Annotated in this window: 25 protein-coding genes and 1 riboswitch; of the genes, 8 read left to right on the top strand and 17 right to left on the bottom strand. The window is 58.7% G+C overall.

Translation table 11 applies throughout. From position 1 onward, the window contains the following. Nucleotides 1–7: 7 nt before the first annotated feature. A complete protein-coding gene (locus SK47_RS06145) occupies nt 8–1,114 on the top strand; it encodes an ABC transporter permease (RefSeq protein ID WP_008501150.1) in 1,107 nt (368 codons plus the stop codon). Here the strand turns inward: SK47_RS06145 and SK47_RS06140 are convergent. Then, complete coding sequence (locus SK47_RS06140) at nt 1,076–1,486, bottom strand: YbhQ family protein (protein WP_003858499.1); 411 nt, start codon at nt 1,484–1,486, stop codon at nt 1,076–1,078. The two genes, SK47_RS06145 and SK47_RS06140, sit on opposite strands and share 39 nt — an antisense overlap. Before the next feature lie 133 nt (nt 1,487–1,619). Here SK47_RS06140 and SK47_RS06135 point away from each other — a divergent pair, with 133 nt between their 5' ends. Genes SK47_RS06135 through SK47_RS06125 form a run of 3 tightly spaced genes read left to right on the top strand, consistent with a single transcriptional unit; the run spans nt 1,620 to nt 4,578 of the window. Beyond that, on the top strand, nt 1,620–2,381 hold the full coding sequence (locus SK47_RS06135; RefSeq protein ID WP_032657660.1) for an endonuclease/exonuclease/phosphatase family protein: 762 nt from the start codon (nt 1,620–1,622) through the stop codon (nt 2,379–2,381). After that, the gene (gene clsB / locus SK47_RS06130) at nt 2,378–3,616 is read left to right on the top strand and encodes a cardiolipin synthase ClsB (RefSeq protein ID WP_003858503.1); all 1,239 of its coding nucleotides are present in this window, start codon (nt 2,378–2,380) and stop codon (nt 3,614–3,616) included. Before SK47_RS06135 ends, clsB begins: the two co-directional genes overlap by 4 nt. Then, nucleotides 3,616–4,578: a lysylphosphatidylglycerol synthase domain-containing protein gene (locus tag SK47_RS06125; RefSeq protein WP_003858505.1), complete on the top strand. Its 963-nt coding sequence runs from the start codon at nt 3,616–3,618 to the stop codon at nt 4,576–4,578. The genes clsB and SK47_RS06125 overlap by 1 nt, the downstream gene beginning before the upstream one ends. A gap of 94 nt (nt 4,579–4,672) precedes the next feature. Here SK47_RS06125 and SK47_RS06120 read toward each other — a convergent pair whose 3' ends face one another. The 6 genes from SK47_RS06120 to moaA all read right to left on the bottom strand — a co-directional run bounded on the left by SK47_RS06120 (nt 4,673) and on the right by moaA (nt 8,146). After that, the gene (locus SK47_RS06120; RefSeq protein WP_003858508.1) at nt 4,673–5,380 is read right to left on the bottom strand and encodes a Bax inhibitor-1/YccA family protein; all 708 of its coding nucleotides are present in this window, start codon (nt 5,378–5,380) and stop codon (nt 4,673–4,675) included. Between the two features lie 58 nt (nt 5,381–5,438). Further along, nucleotides 5,439–5,891 carry a molybdopterin synthase catalytic subunit MoaE gene (gene moaE, locus SK47_RS06115; protein WP_003858509.1) on the bottom strand — a complete coding sequence of 151 codons (453 nt, stop codon included), beginning with the start codon at nt 5,889–5,891 and terminating at the stop codon, nt 5,439–5,441. Between the two features lies 1 nt (nt 5,892). Next, entirely contained in the window at nt 5,893–6,138 is a 246-nt protein-coding gene (gene moaD / locus SK47_RS06110; protein ID WP_003858510.1) for a molybdopterin synthase sulfur carrier subunit, read from the bottom strand. Beyond that, on the bottom strand, nt 6,131–6,616 hold the full coding sequence (gene moaC, locus SK47_RS06105) for a cyclic pyranopterin monophosphate synthase MoaC (protein ID WP_003858511.1): 486 nt from the start codon (nt 6,614–6,616) through the stop codon (nt 6,131–6,133). The genes moaD and moaC overlap by 8 nt, the downstream gene beginning before the upstream one ends. 3 nt (nt 6,617–6,619) lie before the next feature. Next, nucleotides 6,620–7,132 carry a molybdenum cofactor biosynthesis protein B gene (moaB, locus tag SK47_RS06100; RefSeq protein WP_003858514.1) on the bottom strand — a complete coding sequence of 171 codons (513 nt, stop codon included), beginning with the start codon at nt 7,130–7,132 and terminating at the stop codon, nt 6,620–6,622. Nucleotides 7,133–7,156: 24 nt separating this feature from the next. Then, nucleotides 7,157–8,146: a GTP 3',8-cyclase MoaA gene (moaA, locus tag SK47_RS06095; RefSeq protein ID WP_003858516.1), complete on the bottom strand. Its 990-nt coding sequence runs from the start codon at nt 8,144–8,146 to the stop codon at nt 7,157–7,159. Continuing rightward, nucleotides 8,134–8,267: riboswitch (molybdenum cofactor riboswitch) on the bottom strand. It overlaps the preceding gene by 13 nt. A 226-nt stretch (nt 8,268–8,493) precedes the next feature. Between moaA and yvcK the strand changes: the two genes are divergently transcribed. Then, nucleotides 8,494–9,402, top strand: coding sequence for a uridine diphosphate-N-acetylglucosamine-binding protein YvcK (gene yvcK, locus SK47_RS06090; RefSeq protein ID WP_023299636.1), 909 nt, complete (start codon nt 8,494–8,496; stop codon nt 9,400–9,402). A gap of 79 nt (nt 9,403–9,481) precedes the next feature. On the opposite strand, the gene uvrB is transcribed toward yvcK, so the two are convergent. Then, entirely contained in the window at nt 9,482–11,497 is a 2,016-nt protein-coding gene (gene uvrB, locus SK47_RS06085) for an excinuclease ABC subunit UvrB (protein ID WP_048243635.1), read from the bottom strand. A 749-nt stretch (nt 11,498–12,246) separates the two neighbouring features. Here uvrB and SK47_RS06080 point away from each other — a divergent pair. Further along, complete coding sequence (locus SK47_RS06080) at nt 12,247–12,969, top strand: ABC transporter ATP-binding protein (protein WP_003858522.1); 723 nt, start codon at nt 12,247–12,249, stop codon at nt 12,967–12,969. Here the strand turns inward: SK47_RS06080 and bioD are convergent. Genes bioD through bioB form a run of 4 tightly spaced genes read right to left on the bottom strand, consistent with a single transcriptional unit; the run spans nt 12,932 to nt 16,559 of the window. Further along, on the bottom strand, nt 12,932–13,633 hold the full coding sequence (gene bioD, locus SK47_RS06075) for a dethiobiotin synthase (protein ID WP_072199879.1): 702 nt from the start codon (nt 13,631–13,633) through the stop codon (nt 12,932–12,934). The two genes, SK47_RS06080 and bioD, sit on opposite strands and share 38 nt — an antisense overlap. Next, a complete protein-coding gene (bioC, locus tag SK47_RS06070; RefSeq protein ID WP_032608895.1) occupies nt 13,626–14,381 on the bottom strand; it encodes a malonyl-ACP O-methyltransferase BioC in 756 nt (251 codons plus the stop codon). Before bioC ends, bioD begins: the two co-directional genes overlap by 8 nt. Beyond that, nucleotides 14,365–15,522 carry an 8-amino-7-oxononanoate synthase gene (bioF, locus tag SK47_RS06065; protein WP_045350707.1) on the bottom strand — a complete coding sequence of 386 codons (1,158 nt, stop codon included), beginning with the start codon at nt 15,520–15,522 and terminating at the stop codon, nt 14,365–14,367. Before bioF ends, bioC begins: the two co-directional genes overlap by 17 nt. Further along, entirely contained in the window at nt 15,519–16,559 is a 1,041-nt protein-coding gene (gene bioB / locus SK47_RS06060) for a biotin synthase BioB (RefSeq protein WP_003858529.1), read from the bottom strand. The genes bioF and bioB overlap by 4 nt, the downstream gene beginning before the upstream one ends. Before the next feature lie 68 nt (nt 16,560–16,627). Here bioB and bioA point away from each other — a divergent pair, with 68 nt between their 5' ends. Beyond that, a complete protein-coding gene (gene bioA, locus SK47_RS06055; RefSeq protein ID WP_023315662.1) occupies nt 16,628–17,935 on the top strand; it encodes an adenosylmethionine--8-amino-7-oxononanoate transaminase in 1,308 nt (435 codons plus the stop codon). A 47-nt stretch (nt 17,936–17,982) separates the two neighbouring features. Beyond that, a complete protein-coding gene (locus SK47_RS06050; protein ID WP_003858531.1) occupies nt 17,983–18,459 on the top strand; it encodes a kinase inhibitor in 477 nt (158 codons plus the stop codon). Between the two features lie 66 nt (nt 18,460–18,525). On the opposite strand, the gene hutH is transcribed toward SK47_RS06050, so the two are convergent. The 5 genes from hutH to hutI all read right to left on the bottom strand — a co-directional run bounded on the left by hutH (nt 18,526) and on the right by hutI (nt 24,771). Then, nucleotides 18,526–20,046: a histidine ammonia-lyase gene (hutH, locus tag SK47_RS06045; protein ID WP_023324343.1), complete on the bottom strand. Its 1,521-nt coding sequence runs from the start codon at nt 20,044–20,046 to the stop codon at nt 18,526–18,528. Continuing rightward, nucleotides 20,043–21,731, bottom strand: a complete 1,689-nt coding sequence (gene hutU, locus SK47_RS06040) for a urocanate hydratase (protein ID WP_003858533.1) — start codon at nt 21,729–21,731, stop codon at nt 20,043–20,045. Before hutU ends, hutH begins: the two co-directional genes overlap by 4 nt. Nucleotides 21,732–21,858: 127 nt before the next feature. Further along, entirely contained in the window at nt 21,859–22,593 is a 735-nt protein-coding gene (locus SK47_RS06035) for a histidine utilization repressor (RefSeq protein ID WP_003858534.1), read from the bottom strand. A 19-nt stretch (nt 22,594–22,612) separates the two neighbouring features. After that, on the bottom strand, nt 22,613–23,551 hold the full coding sequence (gene hutG, locus SK47_RS06030) for a formimidoylglutamase (RefSeq protein WP_003858535.1): 939 nt from the start codon (nt 23,549–23,551) through the stop codon (nt 22,613–22,615). Next, nucleotides 23,548–24,771, bottom strand: coding sequence for an imidazolonepropionase (hutI, locus tag SK47_RS06025; protein WP_048243632.1), 1,224 nt, complete (start codon nt 24,769–24,771; stop codon nt 23,548–23,550). Before hutI ends, hutG begins: the two co-directional genes overlap by 4 nt. Nucleotides 24,772–24,864 lie beyond the last annotated feature (93 nt).

Raw genomic sequence — 24,864 nt, 5'->3', positions numbered from 1 at the left:
AGCGCGCATGTTTCACCGTTTATGGACGTTAATACGCAAAGAGCTGCAATCCCTGCTGCGCGAGCCGCAAACCCGCGCCATTCTGGTGTTGCCGGTGCTGATCCAGGTTTTACTGTTCCCGTTTGCCGCCACCCTTGAGGTGACCAACGCCACCATTGCCATTTACAACGAAGACAACGGCAAACACTCCGTCGAGCTGACGCAGCGCTTTGCGCGTGCGAAAGCCTTTACCCACATCCTGCTGCTGAAAAGCCCGCAGGACATTCAGCCCACCATCGACACGCAAAAAGCGCTGCTGCTGGTGCGCTTCCCGGCGGATTTCTCCCGCAATCTGGATACCTTCCAGACCGCGCCGATGCAGCTGATCCTCGACGGGCGTAACTCCAACAGCGCCCAGATCGCAGCCAACTACCTCCAGCAGGTGGTGAAGGATTACCAGCAGGAGCTGATGGACGGCAAACCGAAGCCCAACAACAGCGAACTGGTGGTGCGCAACTGGTATAACCCGAATCTGGACTACAAGTGGTTTGTGGTGCCGTCGCTGATCGCCATGATCACTACCATCGGAGTGATGATTGTGACCTCTCTCTCCGTCGCCCGCGAGCGCGAACAGGGCACGCTGGATCAGCTGCTGGTCTCGCCGCTCGCCACCTGGCAGATATTTGTCGGCAAGGCGGTGCCGGCACTGATTGTCGCGACGTTCCAGGCCACCATCGTGCTGGGGGTGGGAATATGGGCGTACCAGATCCCGTTTGCCGGATCGCTGGCGCTGTTTTACTTCACGATGGTGATTTACGGCCTGTCGCTGGTGGGGTTTGGGCTGCTGATTTCCGCGCTATGCTCAACGCAGCAGCAGGCGTTTATTGGGGTGTTTGTCTTTATGATGCCGGCGATTTTGCTTTCTGGGTACGTTTCGCCAGTGGAGAACATGCCGGTGTGGTTACAGGATTTGACGTGGATAAACCCGATTCGTCACTTCACGGATATCACCAAGCAAATCTATCTGAAGGATGCGAGTCTGGATATTGTGTGGGGAAGTTTGTGGCCGCTACTGGTCATCGCGGCCACTACGGGCTCAGTGGCCTATGCGATGTTTAGACGAAACATCGCGTAGCTTTTTCTCTTTGGTGAGCAACGACACCACCGCGGGTCCTGCGAGGATAGCCAGACCCGCCAGGGCCAGCAGCAGGTTGTTTTGCAGCACGCGTGACAACAGCCACAGGACGATCATTGCCGCACCAAAATACCAGGTGGTGGTGAGCTCTTCGAGCACATCTCCCACTTCGCGCCAGCGCGCGTCGTGATGACGCTGTAAAAACAGCATCGACAGCACGGTCACGCCGTAAACCACGCATAACCCTAAGCCAACACGCACCAGCGTGCCGCTCATCCAGCCCATCACCAGTACGGCCACGACCAGTAAATGCAACATTATCTGCCAGCAACTCAAACCGGTTGCGACACGAACGCGTTGTTGCCACTTCATGGCTTCTCTCCTGAAGGATTTTTCTCTGCTAATTCAGACTACCGCACTTTACGGAAAATTCCGTAACGCCGCATCTTTTTGTGACGCCTACTACACTTTATTTTCATCGGGATAGTCACCCAGGAAGGTGTTTATGAGCAAAAAAACGCAGCATTTCTCGCTTAAGGTGCTGACGATAAACATTCATAAGGGCTTCACAGCATTTAACCGCCGCTTCATTTTACCGGAGCTGCGCGACGCGGTGCGCACCGTCAGCGCCGATATTGTCTGCCTCCAGGAGGTCATGGGCGCGCATGAAGTGCACCCGATGCATTTCGAAAACTGGCCCGACACGCCCCACTACGAGTTTCTGGCGGATACCATGTGGAGCGATTACGCCTACGGGCGCAATGCGGTCTACCCGGAGGGGCATCACGGTAACGCGGTGCTGTCGCGTTTTCCTATCGAGCATTATGAGAACCGGGACGTCTCCGTTGGCGAGAGTGAAAAACGCGGGCTGTTATACTGTCGTATCACCCCCCCAGAGCTCGATTTTCCCATTCATGTAGGCTGTGTTCATCTTGGCCTGCGTGAAGCCCACCGTCAGGCCCAGCTACAGATGCTGGCAGACTGGACAAATGCGCTGCCGGAGGGCGAGCCCGTGGTGGTGGCCGGTGATTTCAACGACTGGCGACAGCGTGCCAACCATCCGCTGAAGGTGAATGCGGGGCTGGAGGAGATTTTTACCCGCGCACGCGGTCGTCCCGCGCGAACGTTTCCGGTGCGCTTCCCCGTGCTGCGCCTTGACCGTATCTACGTAAAAAATGCCCACGCCAGCAGCCCGACGGCGCTGGCTTTACTCAACTGGCGACATCTCTCCGACCATGCCCCACTCAGCGCGGAGATCCACTTATGAAATGCACATGGCAGGAAGGTAACCGTATTACGCTGCTGGAAAATGGCGATAACTATTATCCGGCGGTTTTTGAGGCGATTAGCCACGCACAGCAGAAAGTCTTTCTGGAAACGTTTATCTGGTTTGAAGATGACGTGGGCAGGCAGTTGCATAGCGCACTGCTGCATGCCGCTCGTCGCGGTATAAAAATCGAGGTCCTGCTCGACGGATATGGTTCGCCGGATCTCAGCGACGAATTTGTTAACGAGCTCACCGCCGCAGGGGTGGTGTTCCGCTATTACGATCCCGGCCCGCGTCTGTTCGGCATGCGCACCAACCTGTTCCGCCGTATGCACCGCAAAATTGTGGTGGTGGATGAAACGGTGGCCTTCGTTGGCGGCATTAACTACTCCGCCGAGCATATGTCGGATTACGGTCCCGAAGCGAAACAGGACTACGCGATCCGTATCGAAGGGCCGGTAGTGCAGGACATCCAGCTGTTCGTGCTGGAAAACTTACCCGGCAAGGAGGCCGTCCGCCGCTGGTGGCGACGCCGTCATCGCCCGGAGGAGAACCGCAAGCCCGGCGAGGCGCAGGCCCTGTTCGTCTGGCGTGATAACGAGGAGCATCGGGACGATATCGAGCGTCATTACCTGAAGATGCTGGCGAACGCGAAGCGCGAGGTGATTATCGCCAACGCCTATTTCTTCCCCGGTTACCGGATTTTGCATGCCATGCGCAACGCGGCCCGACGCGGCGTGAGCGTGAAGCTTATCGTGCAGGGTGAGCCCGATATGCCGATTGTGAAGGTGGGCGCGCGTCTGCTCTATCGCTATCTGGTCAAAAGCGGCGTGCAGATCTATGAATATCGCCGCCGCCCGCTGCACGGCAAAGTCGCCGTGATGGATGACCACTGGGCGACCGTCGGCTCCAGCAACCTTGATCCGCTGAGCTTATCGCTGAATCTGGAAGCGAACCTCATCATCCACGATCGCCAGTTTAATCACACCCTGCGCGATAACCTTCAGGGTCTTATTAATAAAGACTGCGTGCGTGTGGATGAGTCCATGGTGCCGAAACGGAGCTGGTGGAACGTGGGCATCGGCGTGGTGGTGTTCCACTTCCTGCGCCACTTCCCGGCCATGGTGGGCTGGCTGCCCGCGCATACGCCGAAACTGGCGCTGGTGGATCCGCCTGTGCAACCCGAAATGGAAACCCAGGACCGCGTAGAGGCGGAAGATGGAGGGAAAACCTGATGTCGAAATCTCATCCTCGCTGGCGGCTGGCGAAAAAAATCCTGACCTGGCTGTTCTTTATTGCCGTCGCGGTCCTGCTGGTGGTGTATGCCCAGAAGGTGGACTGGGAAGAGGTGTGGAAAGTTATTCGCAACTACAACCGGACAGTCCTGCTGGGTGCCGTTGGGCTGGTGATTGTGAGCTACCTGATGTACGGCTGCTATGACCTGCTGGGACGCGCCTACTGCGGGCATAAGCTTGCCAAACGGCAGGTTATGCTGGTGTCATTCATCTGCTACGCCTTTAACCTGACGCTGAGCACCTGGGTGGGCGGGATTGGTATGCGCTATCGCCTGTACTCCCGCCTTGGCTTACCGGGCGGCACCATTACGCGTATTTTCTCCTTAAGCATCACCACCAACTGGCTGGGGTATATTCTGCTGGGCGGGGTGATTTTCACCATCGGCGTGGTGCAGCTGCCTGCGCACTGGTACATCGATGAGGCCACTCTGCGCATTCTGGGCATCGTACTGCTGCTGATCATCGCGGCCTACCTGTGGGCCTGCGCCTTTGCCAAACGTCGTCACATGACCATTAAAGGCCAGAAGCTGGTGCTGCCGTCATGGAAGTTTGCCGTCCTGCAAATGGTGGTTTCCAGCGCCAACTGGATGGCGATGGGGGCTATTATCTGGCTGTTAATTGGCGAAGATGTGAATTACTTCTTCGTGCTGGGCGTGTTGCTGGTAAGCAGTATTGCCGGGGTGATTGTGCATATTCCGGCGGGTATTGGCGTACTGGAAGCGGTGTTTATCGCGCTGCTTGCGGGGGAGCATGTGTCTCACGGGACGATTATCGCCGCCCTGCTCGCGTACCGCATGATCTACTACTTCCTGCCGCTGGCGCTGGCAACGGTCTGTTATCTGGTGCTGGAGAGTCGGGCGAAGAAGCTGCGCGCGAAGAACGAGAAGGCAATGGCAAAATAAAAGCAAAACGGCAACTTCGTTGCCGTTTTTAGGGTTTGTTCCCTCTCCCTGTGGGAGAGGGTCAGGGTGAGGGCATCAGACAGCGCCACCCTCACTAACGACGGTTGCCGAAGATACGCAGCAGCATCAGGAACAGGTTGATGAAGTCCAGATAAAGCGTCAACGCGCCCAGAATCGAGTATTTGCGCAGGTTTGAACTGTCACGAACATCAATTTGCTCACCGATGTTTTTCAGCTTCTGGGTGTCGTAGGCGGTTAAGCCCACGAAGATCACCACCCCGATATAGGTCACCGCCCACATCAGCGCGTCACTCTTCAGCCACAGGTTCACCAGCGACGCCAGCACAATCCCAATCAGCCCCATAAACAGCATGTTGCCGAAGCCGCTCAGGTCACGTTTGGTGGTGTAGCCGTACAGGCTCATCACACCGAACATCCCGCCGGTCACCACAAAGGTGCTGGCGATGGAGGAGTAGGTGTAAACGATGAAAATACTGGAAAGCGTCAGCCCGGTCAGCGCCGAATAGAGCATAAACAGCGTGGTCGCCATACCCGAGCTGAGCTTGTGCACCAGCCCGGAGAGCACAAATACCAGCGCCAGTTGCGCAATAATCAGCCCAAAGAAGGTGATTTTGCTGGAGAAGATAAACATCATCAGTTCAGGCGTGTTTGCCGCATACCACGCGATAAACGCGGTAAGCAGCAGGCCAACCGTCATCCAGCCATATACCTGAGCCATGTAGGTTTGCAGCCCGCTACGGGTCTGCTGAACTATCGAATCGGAACGCGGAAATCGGTCCATGATTCACTCCTGATTAAGTAAACACACACGTTAAGACTAACACATCCACGTAAACCTGTTACCAACGGCTGGCGGCATGCTTATCGCTGTCGCGTGATTCCACCCAGCGCTCACCTTCCGGCGTCGCTTCACGTTTCCAGAACGGCGCTTTGGTTTTAAGATAATCCATGATGAACTCCCCCGCCGCAAACGCACTCCCGCGATGGGCGCTGGTGACGCCGACAAACACAATCTCTTCGCCGGGCCACATTTCGCCGATGCGATGGATAACCGTAACGCGTCCCAGCGGCCAGCGGCCTCGCGCCTCTTCGACAATGGCCGCCAGTGATTTTTCGGTCATCCCCGGATAGTGCTCCAGCGTCAGCGCTTTTACGCTGTCGCCGAGGTTGTGGTTACGCACTTTTCCGGTAAACGTCACGACCGCGCCGTCTTCATCGCGCTCTGCCAGCCAGCTGTATTCGGTACCGACGCTAAAGCGCTCAGGGCCGACCAGAATTCGGGTTTCCGTCATCTTAACCCCCTGTGACCGGCGGGAAGAAGGCCACTTCGTCCCCATCGGCCAGCGGGTGGGTCAACTCCACCAGCGTCTGATTCACGGCGGCCAGCAGTTTGCCTTCATCCAGCGCCAGCGCCCAACGGTCGCCTTGCGCCGCCAGATGCGCGCGCAGGGCGGCGACGTTTTCGAAAGAGCCGTCCAGCGTCAGGCTGTCGGTATTGACCAGCTCACGGACCTGGGCAAAAAAAAGCACCTTAATCATGGCTTTCTACCTTAAAATCGCCGGATTTGCCGCCGCTTTTTGCCAACAGACGCACCGGGCCAATCACCATATCTTTCTGCACCGCTTTACACATGTCGTAGATGGTCAGCGCCGCCACGGAGGCCGCCGTCAACGCCTCCATCTCCACGCCGGTTTTCCCGGTTAAGCGGCACAAGGACTCGATACGCACGCGATTATGCGCCGGCTGCGCCTGCAAATTTACCTCCACTTTGCTGAGCATCAGCGGATGGCAGAGCGGGATGAGGTCCCAGGTACGTTTAGCGGCCTGAATACCAGCGATACGGGCGGTGGCAAACACATCACCCTTGTGATGGCTGCCGTCGATAATCATCGCCAGCGTCTCCGGCAGCATGGTGATGAACGCTTCAGCACGCGCCTCGCGCACCGTTTCGGCTTTGGCGGAGACATCCACCATATGCGCTTCGCCAGCGGCGTTTATGTGGGTCAGTTGTGACATAGCTTATTTCTTTAAATGGGGATGGAAATTACACGGACGGGTACGAGCATCCAGCTGCGGGGCAATAATGTTTTCCCACGCGGTGCGGCAGGCTTTGGTCGACCCCGGCATGGCGAAGATCAGCGTCTTGTTCGCCACCCCCGCGACAGCACGGGACTGAAGCGTAGAGGTACCAATCTCTTCAAACGAGAGCATGCGGAACACTTCGCCGAAGCCTTCCACTTCGCGATCGAACAGCGGGAGCAGCGCTTCCGGCGCCTGGTCGCCTGCGGTAAAGCCGGTGCCGCCAGTGATCAGCACCACCTGGACGTCATCGTTCGCAATCCACTGTGAGACCTGAGCGCGAATGGCGTAACGGTTTTCTTTGACGATCGCTTTATCAACAATCTGGTGTCCGGCTTCGTGTGCCGCCTCGCGCAGCCAGTGGCCGGAGGTATCATCCTCTTCACCACGACGTTCGGAAACGGTAAGAATAGCAATGCGTGTCGGGATAAATTCCGCGCTTACTTGACTCATCTTCTGGTTCCTTCTAAAGCCTGATTACCCGCCGATATAGGACAGGTTCTGAGTAATGCCGGTGTTGCCCTGATGCAGGAAATGGGTCTGCTTTTTGTGCGTCAGCGCCTCGGAAATGCGTGCTTCAAGCGCGTCCTGTTGAGCGTCATCTTCCAGCAAATCGCGCAGATCGACGCCGCCATCCCCGAACAGGCAAAGATGGAGCTTGCCAACGGAGGAGACACGCAGGCGGTTGCAGCTGGCACAGAAGTCTTTTTCATAGGGCATGATCAGGCCGATTTCGCCTTCATAATCCGGATGACAAAAAACCTGCGCCGGGCCATCGCTGCGCTGGCGGATCTGGTGGATCCAGCCGCGTTTCAGCAGTTCATCGCGCAACACCATGCCGGAAATATGGTGACGGCGGAACAGCTCGCTGCCCTCGCCCGTTTCCATCAGCTCGATAAAACGCAGTTGAATGGGACGGGATTTAATCCACGCCAGGAAGGTGTCCAACTGATGGTGGTTTACGTCGCGCATCAGCACCGTGTTGACTTTGACTTTTTCGAACCCGGCGGTAAACGCCGCATCGATGCCGTCCATCACCTGGCGGAACTTGTCCTGACCGGTAATGGCGTGAAACTGCCGGGCATCAAGGCTGTCCACGCTGACGTTGATCGCCGTCAGCCCCGCATCGCGCCAGTACGCCACGTCACGCGCCATGCGGTAACCGTTGGTGGTCACCGCGATCTGGCGGATACGTTCGTTTTCACGCACGGCGGCAATAATGTCAGGGAAATCACGACGCAGGGAGGGCTCTCCCCCGGTAAGACGCACTTTTTCCGTGCCGAGTTCCGAGAACGCACGCGTAACGCGGCGTACTTCATCCACGGAGAGAAAGCCATTATTGGTGACGCTGCCCGGCTTGTAGCCATCGGGCAGGCAGTAGGTGCAACGGAAGTTGCACACATCGGTAATCGACAGACGCAAGTAGTAAAACTTACGCGCGAAAGCATCAGTAAGTTGTGAAGCCATGTACACCTTTCCAGATCGGGAGGCACAGTCATTTCTTTCTGTACCCTGGTGGCAAATCCGCCACGGCCAGGGCGCCATATCTCTCGACACAGGCGCCAGGGCTAGAGTGTATGTTTTCAGTTTTGAAAACGTGGTTATGGCGATAGTAGCGTGGAAATCGCCACTTCGCCATTGTCGCCTTTCGCTATATAAATTTATACATAACGATGTTATCGTGCATTTTCACTACAGAATACGCAAAAACAGCGCTTTCGCATTGATATACGTCATTATGGATTGTGAGAGGCATCGTCTTTTAGGAGTAGTTGCGTTACTGTGACGCAAGCTTAACAGGATAAGGAATAGGTATGCGCAATCGCACTTTTGCGGATCTGGACCGCGTGGTCGCTCTTGGCGGAGGTCACGGGCTGGGACGGGTTATGTCGTCGTTATCGTCACTGGGCTCACGCCTGACGGGCATCGTGACAACAACGGACAACGGCGGCTCAACCGGGCGGATCCGACGTGCTGAAGGCGGGATAGCCTGGGGCGACATGCGCAACTGCCTCAACCAGCTCATCACTGAGCCAAGCGTGGCCTCGGCGATGTTTGAGTACCGTTTTGGCGGGAATGGCGAACTTTCAGGCCATAACCTTGGAAATCTGATGTTAAAGGCGCTGGATCACCTGAGCGTGCGCCCTCTGGAAGCGATCAATTTAATTCGTAACCTGCTAAAAGTGGATGCGTTCCTGATCCCAATGTCCGAACAGCCGGTAGATTTGATGGCGATCGATGCTGACGATCACGAAGTGTATGGTGAAGTGAATATCGACCAGCTTCTTCTGCCGCCAAAAGAGCTGATGACCTACCCCAGCGTACCCGCAACGCGTGAAGCGGTAGAAGCGATTGGCGAGGCCGATCTGATCCTGATTGGGCCGGGAAGTTTTTACACCAGCCTGATGCCGATCCTGCTGGTGAAAGAGCTGGCGCAGGCGCTGCGCAGAACGCCTGCGCCCATGGTCTATATCGGTAATTTAGGCCGCGAACTCAGCCCGGCGGCGGCAAGCCTGTCGCTGGCGGATAAGCTGGACCTGATGGAACAGTACGTTGGTAAGAAAATTATCGATGGTGTCGTGGTCGGACCGAAAGTGGATGTATCAGGGATTGGCGATCGCGTGGTGGTACAGGAGCCGCTGGAAGCCAGCGATATTAAATATCGCCACGACCGCCATCTGCTACGCGAGGCGCTGGAGAAGGCGATTCAGGCATTAGGTTAGGTTCGTTTTGTGCGGCCTGATGCCCTCACCCCGGCCCTCTCCCACAGGGAGAGGGAGAAAACGCCACCGGGCAAAAAATTCACGATGCCGCAATAAACAGATCCCGCAGCTGATGCAGCTGATCGCGGATTTGCGCAGCCTCTTCGAACTCCAGGTTCTGCGCATGCTGCATCATCTGCCCTTCCAGCTCGTGGATCTTCTGCTGCAACGCTTTCGGCGTCAGCGCGACGGTATCCTCTTCCACCACTGAACGGGCCTTGCCGCGGCCTTTCACTTTGGTCTTCGCAATGTTCTGACCCAGCGCCAGGATATCCACCACCTTCTTGTTCAGCCCCTGCGGCGTGATGCCGTGCTCTTCGTTATAGCGCTGCTGCTTCTCGCGACGACGTTCCGTTTCGCCAATCGCTTTGGCCATCGACGGGGTGATTTTATCCCCGTACAGGATCGCCTTCCCGTTGACGTTACGCGCGGCGCGGCCAATGGTCTGGATCAGCGAGCGCTCGGAACGCAGGAAGCCCTCTTTGTCCGCGTCCAGAATCGCCACCAGCGACACCTCCGGCATATCCAGACCTTCTCGCAGAAGGTTAATTCCTACCAGCACGTCGAACTCGCCCAGACGCAGATCGCGGATGATCTCCATACGCTCCACGGTATCGATATCCGAGTGCAGATACCGCACCTTCTCGCCGTGTTCTTCCAGATACTCCGTCAAATCTTCCGCCATACGTTTGGTGAGCGTGGTAACCAGCACGCGCTCGTTGATGGCGGAACGGGCACGTATTTCCGAGAGCAGATCGTCCACCTGCGTCGCCACCGGACGCACCTCGATAATCGGATCCAGCAGCCCGGTCGGACGCACCACCTGGTCCACCACGTCATCACCGGATTTTTCCAGCTCGTAGTTGCCCGGCGTCGCCGATACGTAGATGGTCTGCGGAGCAAGCGCCTCAAATTCTTCAAACTTCATCGGACGGTTGTCCAGCGCTGACGGCAGTCGGAACCCGTACTCCACCAGCGTCTCTTTACGCGCGCGGTCACCGCGGTACATCCCGCCTATCTGGGGGATCGTAACGTGGGATTCGTCGATCACCAGCAGGCCGTCCGCCGGAAGGTAGTCAAACAGCGTCGGCGGCGCTTCGCCCGGCCCGCGCCCGGAGAGGTAGCGCGAGTAGTTTTCGATGCCGGAGCAGTAGCCCAGCTCGTTCATCATCTCCAGATCGAACTGGGTACGCTGGCTCAGGCGTTGCTCTTCCAGCAGCTTATTGTTCGCCAGCAGCACCTTGCGGCGGTCCGCCAGCTCAATTTTGATCTCTTCCATCGCCTGCACGATACGCTCGCGTGGCGTCACGTAGTGCGTTTTCGGGTAGATGGTGAAGCGCTGGATCACCGACTCGACGTGACCGGTCAACGGATCGAACAGCGACAGGCGTTCAACCTCTTCGTCGAACAGCTCCACGCGCAGCGCCATGTCGTCCGATTCCGCCGGGAAGATATCAATCACCTCGCCGCGCACGCGGAAGGTCCCGCGCTGGAACGCCTGATCGTTACGGGTGTACTGCAACTCCGCCAGACGGCGCAAAATCGCCCGCTGATCGATGATCATCCCCTGCGTCAGGTGCAGCATCATCTTGAGATAAAGATCCGGATCGCCCAGGCCGTAGATCGCCGACACCGAGGCCACCACCACCACATCACGACGCTCCAGCAGCGCCTTGGTCGCCGACAAACGCATCTGCTCGATATGTTCGTTCACCGAGGCATCTTTCTCGATAAACGTGTCGGAGCTGGGAACGTAGGCTTCCGGCTGGTAGTAGTCGTAGTAGGAGACGAAATACTCCACCGCGTTTTCCGGGAAGAACTCTTTCATCTCACCATACAGCTGCGCCGCCAGCGTTTTGTTCGGCGCGAGGACCATCGTCGGACGCTGGAGATCGGCAATGACGTTGGCAATGGTAAAGGTTTTGCCCGAACCGGTAACCCCCAGCAGGGTCTGGTGCGCCAGCCCGTCCTCCAGCCCCTCTTCCAGGCGACGAATAGCCTCGGGCTGATCCCCGGAAGGACGGAAAGCAGAATTCAGTTTAAACGGTTTACTCATGGGCGACGACCTGATGACAGAATAAGCGGCAGGTGAGTAATTTTACTCGTTGTGGCCAGGATTGCCAGTAAAAAACACTGGATGAAAAACCAGTAGCGTGTCAGGATATTTAGCGTAGCGCAGAGAGGATTAGTGCGTTCGCGAGCCAAATTTCGACTGTGACAAAATAAAACACCAGCCTCAGGGGGTTATCCCCAGAACTATTACTTTTTTAACATTTGTCAAGGGCGGTTATGAAAGTTTTATGGCAACAGGTGTCGCTGGCGTTGAGGGAATTGCTTTTATCTAATTCGTTAAAAAATAAAGACTAATTTATTAAGCCGCGTTTCCCATCAATTTGGTCGTAACCCGCGTATTCTCTCGCTTATCGCGTGTTTTCTAACTCTAATGCACAAGGTTATCCACAGGAATAGTGGATAACTGCCTCCAGCCCGTACAGCATGCACTTCAGCAAATTCCCGGTTTTTCCCACGAAGCGGCAGTAAAAAATTTTTATCACTCTTTTTTGCCTGGAAAACGTTCATTTTTTCATAAGCAACTGGCGAGATCTTAATCACAATTCTGTCATTTCTCCTGCACCACGATTCGACATACGCGGCACCGGGAATGTGCATTTCGTATAAACGTACAGCTTTTGATAGTGAGTTATTCCTAAAAATGGTCTTTTTTTAATCATTATGAAGTTCCTGGCAGGCGTTTTGCAGACATCACTCTGTGCATCACCCCCACACATTTTTAAGGAGAGAAAGATGTTGAGTCTGCGTGCTGTAAATCAGTTTTACGGAAGCCAACATACGCTATGGAACGTGAATATCGATTTCCCGCAAGGCATCTGTACGGGCATTGTTGGCCTGCCTGGCATGGGTAAATCCACGCTCATGAACTGCATTACCGGAAAGGTGCCCGTTGAGAGCGGCACCATCATCTGGCATGAGGCTGGCGCGCCGCCGCGTAATTTGCTCAGCCCTGCGTCAGCATTCACGGCGCCGCCGACGATAGGCTACGTCCCGCAGGATCGGCGGATATTTTCCCAGCTGACCGTCGATGAAAATCTGCATATCGCTATGCGGGCGACAGGGAAACCTGACCCGACATCAAAAAGTGACGTGTATGCCCTGTTTCCGGAGCTCTATCCGCTGCGACAGAGCCGTGCCTCTTCGCTGTCCCCTGACGACCAGTATCAGCTGGCCCTCGCCAGTGCGCTGGTTAATCGCCCGCGCGTGTTGATTCTGGATGAGCCCATGCATGGCGCAGGGCACGGTTTCGCGCGCAGGCTGGGGCAGCTGCTGGTGCGGCTGAATCGGGAGCTGGGAATGACGGTGCTGTTAGCTGAGCAACAGCTGTCGTTTATCCGCCGGGTAGCGGATCGTTTCTGCATGCTCTATCGCGGGCGTAACGTGGCACAGGGCCACGTTAACGAGCTGGATGACGACCTTATTGCGCACTGGATGGCGCGGGACATAAGGCGCTAAGGTCAAGATAGCGTCCGGTTTCCGCCTGCTCTGCGCCGTCGGCAAGCCACGGGATCTCGCCGAGAAACGGCGCAGGCAGCCCCCGCTTCAGCGTCGCCAGATACTCAGCATGACGTTTACCCGGCGCAACCACGTCATTGGCAATCCACCCTGCCAGACGCAACCCGGCCTGCTGCACGGCCTGAGCGGTCAGCATGGCGTGATTGATACAGCCAAGCTTCACGCCGACCACCAGAATGACCGAAAGCTGCTCGGCCTGCACCCAGTCAGCAAATGTCTGCTCGTCGGACAGCGGGGTAAACCAGCCGCCAGCCCCCTCCACCAGCACCCAGTCGGCCTGCGTTTCCAGGTCGCGTAACCCGGAAGAGAGCACCGAAAAATCAATCGGACGATCTTCATCGGCGCTGACGATGTGCGGCGAGGTGGGTTCAGCAAAGGTATAGGGGTTCACCGCAGAATAGGCCAGCGCAAGGCTGCTATTACGCTGTAGCGCCAGCGCATCGGTATTGCGTAAGCCTTCCGGCGTCATCTCGCTGCCGGAGGCTACGGGCTTATACCCGGCAGTTGTTTTCCCCAGCAGACGCGCCGCCTGCAACAGCGCGGCGCTGGCAACCGTTTTACCGACTTCAGTGTCCGTGCCGGTAACAAAATAACGTTCAGTCACGTTCAATAATCCCATGAAAAAGATGATAAGAGAGCGGGAACCGGCCCCGCTCCTGCGGCCAGGCCAGCTCGAGACGCTGGAGTTGGCCGCGGGTAAGGGGTTTCTTCTCCCGTCCGGCGTGCAGGTGCGTCGCGCCTATGCCCTTAAGCGATCGCATGGCGCTTAACGCATCGCTAAATTCGAGGGTGACGGTCTGGACCACGCTGCGATAGCGCCAGCCTGCCAGCGCCTGAGTGACCTGTTCGTGCGAGAGAAACCGGTTGGCATGAGGCTGTGCATCCACTGCCCTCCACGCCTGATTCAGCTCCGGCAACGAACTTTCCAGCAGGGTGGTAAAGGCCACCGCTCCGCCGGGCCGCGCCACGCGGTATAACTCGCGTAGGGCCTGCGGCAGGCTGGCGCACCACTGCACCGCCAGATGGCTCCAGACGAGGTCAAACAGCGCATCCTCCAGCGGGATGGCCTCGATATCGGCCACCAGATAACGGTCTGCTGACTGCTGCTGGCGGGCTTCATCCAGCATCTGCGCGGATAAATCCAGCGCCGTGACGTGGCTACCTGTTGCGCGCCAGTAACGGCTATTGCCGCCTGGCCCGCAGCCTGCGTCGAGCACCTGCGCAAAACGCCCGTCACCGAGCGCGGCCAGCAGCCCGCGGGCGCTCAGGCGTTGCAGCTCATCGTGCTGTGAATAGCTTTGCGCTGCCCGGCCAAACGCGGCGGCAACGGCCTGTTTATTGACGAGAGACATACAGTGCCTCCAGAAGCGTATCGATATCCTGCGGCTCATGCGCTGCCGTGAGCGTCAGACGCAAGCGCGCGGTGCCTGGTGGCACGGTGGGTGGGCGGATCGCCGTGACCCACTGCCCGCGTTCTCGTAGCGCCTGTGCCACCATCAGCGCCCGATGGTTTTCACCCACAATTACGGGCTGAATGGCGCTGTGCGAGTCGGTAAGCCGGTAAGACAGCTCGCTTATCCCCCGGCGAAAACGCTGAATATGGTCGGCCAGGCGCGCCCGGCGTTCAGCGCCGTCTTCGCCGCGGATCACCGCAAGCGACGCAGAGAGCGCCACGGCCTGCGCCGGGGGCATGCTGGTGCTGTAGATCAGGTGACGGGCGAACTGCACCAGGTAATCGGCCACCGGCTCGCTGCACAACACCGCGGCGCCGCTGACGCCGAAGCCTTTGCCGAAGGTGACCACCAGCAGTTCCGGCCTGACGCGTTGCTGGTGCGCGCTTCCGCGCCCCTCCTCGCCGGTGACGCCAATGCCGTGGGCATCGTCGACCAGCAGCCAGGCGTTCTGCTGTTTTGCGACGTCATGCAAGGTGGCAAGGGGCGCGCTGTCGCCGTCCATGCTGAATACCCCTTCCGTCACCGCCAGCTGAAGCCCAGAACAGGGTTTACCCAGCAGAACGTTCAGCTGAGAGGCATTGTTATGGGCAAAACGCCGCAGCTGCGCCGGGCTGAGACTGGCCGCTTCAAGCAGAGACGCGTGGCTCAGGCGGTCCGCGACGATGCGGTCATCTTTGCCCATCAGGGCGGCAATCACCGCCTGATTCGCGGCAAAACCGGAGATAAACAGCAGCGCCCGCGGGTAGCCCAGCCAGTCGGCCAGCTCTTCCTCCAGCGCCTGATGCGCCGTGGTGTAGCCGCTGACGAGCCCGGAGCCGCCGCTGCCCACGCCGTAACGATCCGCGCCCTGCTGCCAGGCGCGAACGATCTGCGGGTGCTGGCTCAGTCCCAGATAATCGTTGCTGGAGAAATTACAGAACCGCTCTCCTTCCCGGGTGAGAAAACGGCCTGCACCGTTTTCCACTACCCTGCGCACCCGAAACGCATCCGCCGCCCGCCGCTCGTCGAGCGCGGTCCTGATACGTGCCTGCCAGGTCATACGGCTGCCGCGTTGTAGAACTGGTCGGTGTCGGCGTTAAAAATCTGCTGCTCCAGCTGCTGCTGTTGCTCGTTATCCCCCACCTGTACCCCGGTCTGGTGTGGGTTCAGCCCCAGCTTGCGGAACAGCTGGACATCTTTGTCCTCTTCCGGGTTTGGCGTGGTCAGCAGTTTGCAGCCGTAGAAGATGGAGTTGGCCCCGGCCATGAAGCACATCGCCTGGGTCTGCTCGCTCATCTGCTCACGACCGGCAGAGAGGCGAACGTAAGAGGTCGGCATCATGATGCGCGCCACCGCGATGGTGCGGATGAAATCGAAGGCATCCACGTCCTCGTTATCCGCCAGCGGCGTGCCTTTTACCTTCACCAGCATGTTGATGGGCACGCTTTCCGGCGGGGTCGGCAGGTTTGCCAGCTGTAACAGCAGGCCGGCACGATCTTTTACCGTCTCGCCCAGTCCCACGATCCCGCCGGAACAGACCTTGATCCCCGCATCACGCACTTTATCCAGCGTGTCCAGACGCTCCTGATAGGTACGCGTGGTGATGATGTTGCCGTAGAACTCCGGCGAGGTATCAAGGTTGTGGTTGTAGTAATCCAGCCCCGCCGCCGAGAGACGCTGCGCCTGCTCTTCGTTCAGCGTACCCAGGGTCATGCAGGCTTCAAGCCCCATCTCCTTCACCCCCTTCACCATCTGCTCCAGATAGGGCATGTCGCGGTCATGCGGATTTTTCCACGCCGCGCCCATGCAGAAGCGGGTCGAGCCAGCGTTTTTGGCCTTGCGCGCGGAGTCGAGCACTTGCTCGACTTCCATCAGGCGCTCGGATTCGAGACCGGTTTTATAGCGCGCGCTTTGCGGGCAATATTTGCAGTCTTCCGGGCAAGCCCCGGTTTTGATCGACAGCAGCGTGCTGACCTGAACATGACGCGGATCGAAGTGCTGGCGGTGCACCTGTTGCGCCTCAAACATCAGCTCCAGGAAAGGTTTATTGAATAATTCAGTGACTTGCGACATCGTCCAGCGTGCGTGGTGAGCCATCGGGCTTCTCCAAAGGGTTTTGTTAATTGTCGGTTCGGTTTATACTTGTAAACCTAAAACTTTTCAAAATGGTTTACAAGTCGATTATGACCCAGGACGATCTCGCCTTCGACAAGCAGCATATCTGGCACCCTTACACCTCCACGACCCGCCCCCTTCCCGTCTATCCGGTAGCCTCTGCCCACGGCTGCGAGCTGCATCTCGCCAGCGGCGAGCGGCTTGTTGACGGGATGTCCTCCTGGTGGGCGGCGATCCATGGCTACAACCACCCGCGTCTGAACGCGGCGATGAAAGCGCAGATTGACCAGATGTCACACGTGATGTTTGGCGGGATCACGCACCAGCCCGCGGTGGATTTATGCCGTCGCCTGGTAGCGATGACGCCTGAATCGCTGGAGTGTGTTTTCCTGGCCGACTCCGGCTCGGTGGCCGTGGAAGTAGCGATGAAAATGGCGTTGCAGTACTGGCATGCGAAGGGCGAAACGCGCCAGCGGTTCCTCACCTTCCGCAACGGCTATCACGGCGACACCTTCGGGGCGATGTCGGTGTGCGATCCGGACAACTCCATGCACAGCCTGTGGAAAGGCTACCTGCCGGAAAACCTGTTTGCGCCAGCCCCGCAGAGCCGCTTCGACGGCGAATGGGACGAGATGGACATGGTGGGCTTCGCGCGGCTGATGGCGGCCCATCGCCACGAGATTGCCGCCGTTATTCTCGAACCGATTGTGCAGGGCGCGGGCGGAATGCGGATCTATCACCCCGAGTGGCTGAAGCGCATTCGGAAGATGTGCGACCGCGAAGGAATTTTGCTGATTGCCGATGAGATCGCCACCGGCTTTGGCCGTACCGGGAAGCTGTTTGCCTGCGAGCATGCGGGGATCGCGCCGGATATTCTGTGCCTGGGGAAAGCGCTCACCGGCGGCACCATGACGCTCTCCGCCACGCTTACCACGCGCCAGGTTGCCGACACCATCAGCGACGGTGACGCGGGCTGCTTTATGCACGGCCCGACGTTTATGGGCAACCCGCTGGCCTGCGCCGTGGCAAGCGAAAGCCTCGCCATTCTGGAGAGCGGCGCGTGGCAGACGCAGGTGGCGGCGATTGAGGCGCAGCTGAAGCAGCAGTTAAGCGCGGCGGCGGAGGCGGAATACGTCGCGGACGTCCGCGTACTGGGCGCCATCGGGGTAATCGAGACAACGCATCCGGTGAACATGGCCGCGTTGCAGCGCTTCTTCGTTGACCAGGGCGTGTGGGTGCGACCTTTCGGTAAGCTGATTTACCTCATGCCGCCGTACAGCATTTCTGCGGATCAGCTCCGCAAGCTGACCGGGGCAGTGGTTGAAGCCGTTAACACTTCAGCGCATTTCGCGATTTAACCCCATGCGTTACACTTTCTGAATGAGTGAGTAACGAGGAAAATCGGATGAAAATCATCAGTAAAGATTTGCGCGACGGCGAAAAGCTGCCGGAACGTCACGTGTTTAACGGGATGGGTTATCAGGGGGATAATATCTCTCCCCATCTGGCGTGGGACGATGTGCCAGCGGGAACCAAAAGTTTTGTTGTGACCTGCTACGATCCGGATGCGCCAACCGGGTCGGGCTGGTGGCACTGGATCGTGGCAAACCTGCCCGCCGACACGCGCGTATTACCGCAGGGCTCCGGTTCCGATCTGGTTGCTCTGCCTGACGGTGCGATTCAGACGCGCACTGACTTTGGCAAAGCGGGCTACGGCGGCGCGGCGCCGCCAAAAGGGGAAACGCACCGCTATATCTTCACCGTGCACGCGCTGGATGTGGACAAGATTGAGGTCGACGAAGGGGCGAGCGGCGCGATGGTAGGCTTTAACGTGCATTTCCATTCGCTGGGTAGCGCGTCGATTACGGCGATGTATTCGTAATCGTGCGGGCTGATGCCCTCACCCCGGCCCTCTCCCACAGGGAGAGGGTTAGGGTGAGGGTAAAAATCACAGCACGGAAGGCAATAACCCCACCAGCCGCCCTTCTTGCAGAAGCTGCATCGCCTTATCAATATCCGGCGCAAAGAAGCGGTCGTCATCGTAGTGCGTAACGTGCTCGCGCAGCGTATGACGCGCCTGCTCCAGCAGCGGGCTGGATGTTAGCCCTTCGCGCAAATCAATACCCTGACACGCCGCCAGCCACTCCACCGCCAGCACGCCGCGGGTGTTAGAGGCCATCTCCCACAGACGACGCCCGGCAGCCGGGGCCATCGACACGTGATCTTCCTGGTTGGCTGAGGTTGGCAGGCTGTCCACGCTGTGCGGGTGCGACAGCGCCTTGTTCTCGCTTGCCAGTGCCGCGGCGGTGACCTGGGCGATCATAAAGCCCGAGTTCACGCCGCCGTTACGCACCAGGAATGGTGGCAGCTGGGACATGTGCTTATCCATCATCAGCGCGATTCGACGCTCAGACAGCGCCCCGATTTCGGCAATCGCCAGCGCGATATTATCTGCCGCCATCGCCACCGGCTCGGCGTGGAAGTTGCCGCCAGAAACCACCTCGTTTTCCTGGGCAAACACCAGCGGGTTATCGGACACCGCATTGGCCTCCACCAGCAGCACTTCTGCCGCCTGGCGCAGCTGAGTCAGGCATGCGCCCATCACCTGCGGCTGGCAGCGCAGGGAATACGGGTCCTGCACCTTCTCGCAGTTATGGTGTGATTCGGCAATGTCGCTGGTATCGGTAAGTACGTGGCGGTACATGGCAGCGGCATCAATCTGACCGCGCTGGCCGCGCACCTCGTGGATGCGGGCATCGAACGGACGACGCGAGCCGAGCACCGCCTCAGTGGTCAGTGCACCGCACACCACCGCCGAGGCGAACAGATCTTCCGCTTCAAACAGACCGCGCAGCGCGAAAGCGGTCGACGCCTGCGTGCCGTTGAGCAGCGCCAGCCCCTCTTTTGCCGCGAGGGTGATCGGCGTTAAACCGGCTTTTTTCAGCGCCTCTTTCGCAGGCAGCCACTCCCCTTGCCAGCGCGCCTGGCCTTCACCCAGCAGGAGCAGCGACATATGCGCCAGCGGCGCCAGATCGCCGGAGGCGCCGACGGAGCCCTTCGCCGGGATCCACGGATAAACTTCCGCATTGACCAGCGCCATCAGCGCCTGGATCACGCTCAGACGAATGCCGGAAAACCCACGCGCCAGGCTGTTGATTTTCAACACCATCATCAGGCGGACGATCTCATCGTCCAGCGGCTGGCCAACCCCCGCCGCGTGCGACAGCACCAGCGAACGCTGTAAATTCTCCAGATCGTGCGTGGCGATGCGGGTCTGCGCCAGCAGGCCAAACCCGGTATTGATGCCGTAGGCGGTGCGCCCCTCCGCCACAATCGCCTCCACGCAGGCCACGCTGTCGTTAATGGCACGGTGGGCGCTTTCATCAAGGGAGAGTGTCACCGGCTGACGCCAGACGTGACGCAGCTGTTTGAGCGTCAGCGAGCCGGGAGTAAGTGTTAACGCGTTCATGCAGGCTTTCCTTGTGTGGCGGGGATCATCGGCAGGTTCAGGCCCTGCTCTTTGGCACAATCAATGGCAATCTCGTAACCCGCATCCGCGTGACGCATCACGCCGGTTGCCGGGTCGTTGTGCAGCACGCGAGCGATACGCGCGGCCGCTTCATCAGTTCCGTCACAGACGATGACCATCCCGGAGTGCTGGGAGAAGCCCATCCCGACGCCGCCGCCGTGGTGCAGCGACACCCAGGTCGCGCCGCTGGCGGTGTTCAGCAGGGCATTCAGCAGCGGCCAGTCGGAGACCGCATCCGAGCCGTCGCGCATGGCTTCGGTTTCACGGTTCGGACTGGCGACAGAGCCGGAGTCCAGGTGGTCGCGGCCAATGACGATCGGCGCGGAGACTTCGCCGCTGCGCACCATTTCGTTAAAGGCGAGGCCGAGTTTTTGCCGCCACTCCAGCCCGACCCAGCAGATACGCGCCGGCAGGCCCTGGAAGTTAATGCGCTCGCGCGCCATATCCAGCCAGCGATGCAGGTGTTCGTCATCGGCGACAATCTCTTTCACTCTGGCATCGGTTTTGTAGATATCCTCCGGATCGCCGGACAGGGCAACCCAGCGGAACGGCCCAATGCCGCGGCAGAACAGAGGACGGATATAGGCGGGCACGAAGCCGGGGAAGTCAAAGGCGTTATTCACCCCCATTTCTTTCGCCATCTGGCGGATGTTATTCCCGTAATCAAAGGTCGGAATACCCATCTTACTGAAGGCCAGCATCGCGGAGACGTGTTCCGCCATGGCGCGTTTAGCCGCCAGTACCGTGCCCTCAGGATCGGTTTCCGCTTTTTGCTGGTAGTCTTCCCACGTCCAGCCTTTTGGCAGATAGCCGTGGAGCGGATCGTGAGCGCTGGTCTGGTCGGTGACCAGATCCGGACGCACGCCGCGCGCCACCAGTTCCGGCAGAATATCCGCCGCGTTGCCGCACAGGGCAACCGACACGGCTTTGCCTTCAGCGGTGTACTTTTTGATGCGCGCCAGCGCGTCATCGAGGTTGTCGGCCTGTTCATCGACATAGCGGGTACGCAGACGGAAATCGATGCGGCTCTGCTGGCACTCAATGTTCAGGGAGCACGCGCCCGCCAGCGTCGCGGCCAGCGGCTGCGCGCCGCCCATGCCGCCCAGTCCGGCGGTGAGCACCCAGCGGCCTTTCAGTGAGCCGTTATAGTGCTGACGGCCCGCTTCCACGAAGGTTTCATAGGTGCCCTGCACAATCCCCTGGCTGCCGATGTAGATCCAGCTACCGGCGGTCATCTGGCCGTACATGGCCAGCCCTTTTGCGTCCAGCTCGTTGAAGTGTTCCCACGTCGCCCAGTGCGGCACCAGGTTGGAGTTGGCAATCAGTACGCGGGGCGCATTTTTATGGGTTTTGAATACGCCAACCGGTTTGCCGGATTGCACCAGCAGCGTTTCGTCGTTTTCGAGATTCGTCAAAGACTCGACAATCGCGTCATAGCACGCCCAGTTGCGCGCGGCGCGGCCAATGCCGCCGTAGACCACCAGCTCGTGGGGATTTTCTGCTACCTCAGGATCAAGGTTGTTCATCAACATGCGCAGCGGTGCTTCGGTGAGCCAGCTTTTTGCGGTGAGCGTGGTGCCGCGCGCGGCGCGGACATCCTGCTTGCGGTATTTATCTGACGACATTGTGTGTTCCTCATAAGGGACAGATGATGCATTTAGATATACTTGTATAGACAAGCACACACAAGGTCGGATTTAACAAAAAAGATACAATTTTGCTATATTGCGTTAGCGATCACGCTTATAAAACTTATGACATAAAGTGGCCCTGCAACCGGTAGCGATTTCCCGGGAACAGCAGCTTCGCATGCGACACAATTTGCGAGGACGACCAGGTACGACGGCGGATCAGCAGGCAGGGATCGTGCTCTTTAATACGCAACAGCTCGCATTCCTGCGGCGTGGCGCGCACGGCTTCCACGATATGCTCCCCTTCCGTCAGCGGGGCGACGAGCGAGAGATACGCATGCGGTGTGGTTTGGGTGTAATCCTGATTCAGATAGTCCGGTATCCGCTCCGCGTTGACGCAGCGATCTTCAATCTGGACCGGAATGTCGTTCTCATAGTGCACCATCACCGAATGGAAAATCCGGGTGCCCTCGGTAACGTTCAGCTCGATGGCCTGTTCGGCGCTGGCCTGCGTCTCTTCAAGCACCAGCACCTCGCAGTGGTGCTGATGGTTGCGGGCGGCAATTTCATCGGCAATGCTGCGGATTTCAAACAGCGCCGACTGTCCTTTTGGCTCCGCCACAAATGTCCCGACCCCTTGCAGGCGCACCAGCAACCCTTCATCGGTCAGCTCCCGCAGCGCCCGGTTAATGGTCATTCGACTAAAGCCAAACTGCGCGACCAGTTCGGCTTCGGAGGGAATACGGTCATGCGGGCGCCAGACGCCGGCTGCGATTTTTTCGCTGATCGCCTGCTTCACCTTTTCGTAAAAAGGCGCGGGAGGGCTCGGCTGCGGCAGGGGCGAGCGTGAAAACATCATGACTCCTTGAATGTTGTTATGCCCACCAGTGAGCAATTTGCCAGGCCAGTCGGGCGGCAAGCTTCGCCCCCTGACCGTCCCGATCGTAGTGCGGATTAAATTCCACCAGATCCGCCGCCTGTAGTTTACCGCTTCGGCAGATACGCTCAATCACCGGGAACAGATCCAGCGCCGGGATCCCCAACGCCGCAGGGGCGGACACGGCGGGCATTTCTGCGGCAGGCAGCACATCGAGGTCAACGGTGAGATAAACCCGGTCTGCCTGCGTAAGCACGCTATCCAGCGCGGATAGCGCATCCCGGCGAAAATCGAGATCTTCAACCAGCGTCACGTTCAACCGCTCAGCTTCCTCCCACAGCGCCTGAGTATTCGCCGCACGGCTTACCCCCAGGCAGGCGTAGTGAAACACCCGAGACTGAGACGCGCAGTAGTGCGCCAGCTGGCGGAACGGCGTGCCGGACGTTGCCCGTTCAGCCTTGCGTAAATCGAGGTGCGCATCCAGGTTGATCACCGCAATGCGATCGTTCGGAAAGGCGTCCAGCACGCCGCGCCCGTGCGCCCAGGCGGTTTCATGTCCACCGCCGAAAACCAGAGTACGCATCCCGGATTGCTGGCACGCGGTTATGGCCTCGCTCAGCGCCTGCTGTGCCGCCTCCAGCGCGTGTCCTTCAACATAAACAGAACCCATATCCACGAGGCGCGCATGCCCCTGATGGCTCGCCATATTCGCCAGCGCGCCGCGCAACACATCGGGCGCCTGTGCAGCACCGGGCCTGCCCTGGTTACGCTTAACCCCTTCATCACATTCAAAGCCCAGCAGGGCAATGCCTGACGGCACGGGAGAAAAGTGTTCGCGCTGCTGTATGGTCTGGAAGAGACGTTTCGCGGTGCTGGACTCGGCGCTGTCGTCACGCCCCTGCCAGACCTGCGGGGAGACGGGATGCCACAGTTTCATGCTACCTGCCCCCGAAACACGCGTTGATACAAAGGATTCCGCCCCGGCTCGTAAACCATCTCAACCGGATGATTCGCCTCCCAGACGACGAAATCAGCCACATAACTGGGCTTTAACTGCCCGTGCGTCGCAGCACGTCCTAGCGCCTGCGCCGCATGCCGCGTCACGCCAGCCCAGGCCTCTTCCGGCGTGAGGCCAAACTGGACGCAGGCCATGTTCATTGCCAGATGCAGGCTGGCAAACGGACTGGTGCCCGGGTTGTAGTCGGTAGCCACCGCCATCGGCACACCCTGCTCTCTGAGCTGCGCCACCGGTGGACGCTGGCGCTCCTGAAGAAAATAGAACGCGCCGGGGAGCAATACCGCCACCGTGCCGCTTTGCGCCATCGCCTGAATACCTGCATCATCGAGATACTCAATATGATCGGCCGACAGCCCTTTATACTGGCTGACCAGCGCCGCGCCGCCAAGATTCGACAGTTGTTCTACATGCCCTTTTACCGGGATCCCGAGCGCGGCGGCGGCCCGGAACAGGCGCTCGGTTTGCGCCGGGGTAAAGCCGACGTTTTCACAAAACACGTCCACCGCTTCAAATAACTCTTTTTGCCACAGCGTGGGCATGATCTGCTCACAGACCAGCGCCAGATAGGCATCCGGATCCTGTCGGTACTCGGCAGGAACGGCATGCGCGGCCAGCAGCGTCGGGCTGATATCGACCAGATTATTCAGGCTGAGCTGGCGGGCAACCAGCAGCATTTTCTCTTCGGCTTCGGCATTCAGACCGTATCCTGATTTGATTTCAACGGTCGTTACGCCTTCATTCATCAGCCGCTGGAGTCGCTGCTGCGCCACCGTCAGGAGCGTTTCCGGCGAACTGTTGCGGGTGGCCGTGACCGTGGCGTTAATTCCGCCGCCCTGCGCGCTAATGGTCTGATATGACACGCCGTTAAGCCGTTGCTCCCATTCCGCTGCACGATCGCCGCCGAACACCAGGTGGGTGTGGCAATCGATCAGGCCGGGAGTAACCAGACGCCCGTCGAGATCGACACACTGACGATGCCCGGAGGGGATCTCGGATTCAGGAATAATGGCCAGAATCGTCTGGCCGCGCACAACGAGGGCATGTTGTTCTCTCAGGCCGTAGGGTTCCGCCTCGCCTGTCGCCAGGGTTGCCAGTCGCGCATTTCGCCATATAACATCATCGGGATTAAGCTGCTGCATGTGCCTTCCACTTGTCATGGGTTGTATAGACATTTATTTTCATCTGCCGCCTGCTGTCAACCGCATTGGGGGAAAATGTTATTTATTTGTGAT

This window comes from Enterobacter sp. BWH52 (assembly GCF_001037565.1).
GTDB lineage: Bacteria > Pseudomonadota > Gammaproteobacteria > Enterobacterales > Enterobacteriaceae > Enterobacter > Enterobacter hormaechei_C.
Note: the sequence above shows the minus strand (reverse complement) of the source record. Positions and strands in the feature narration are given on the sequence as shown.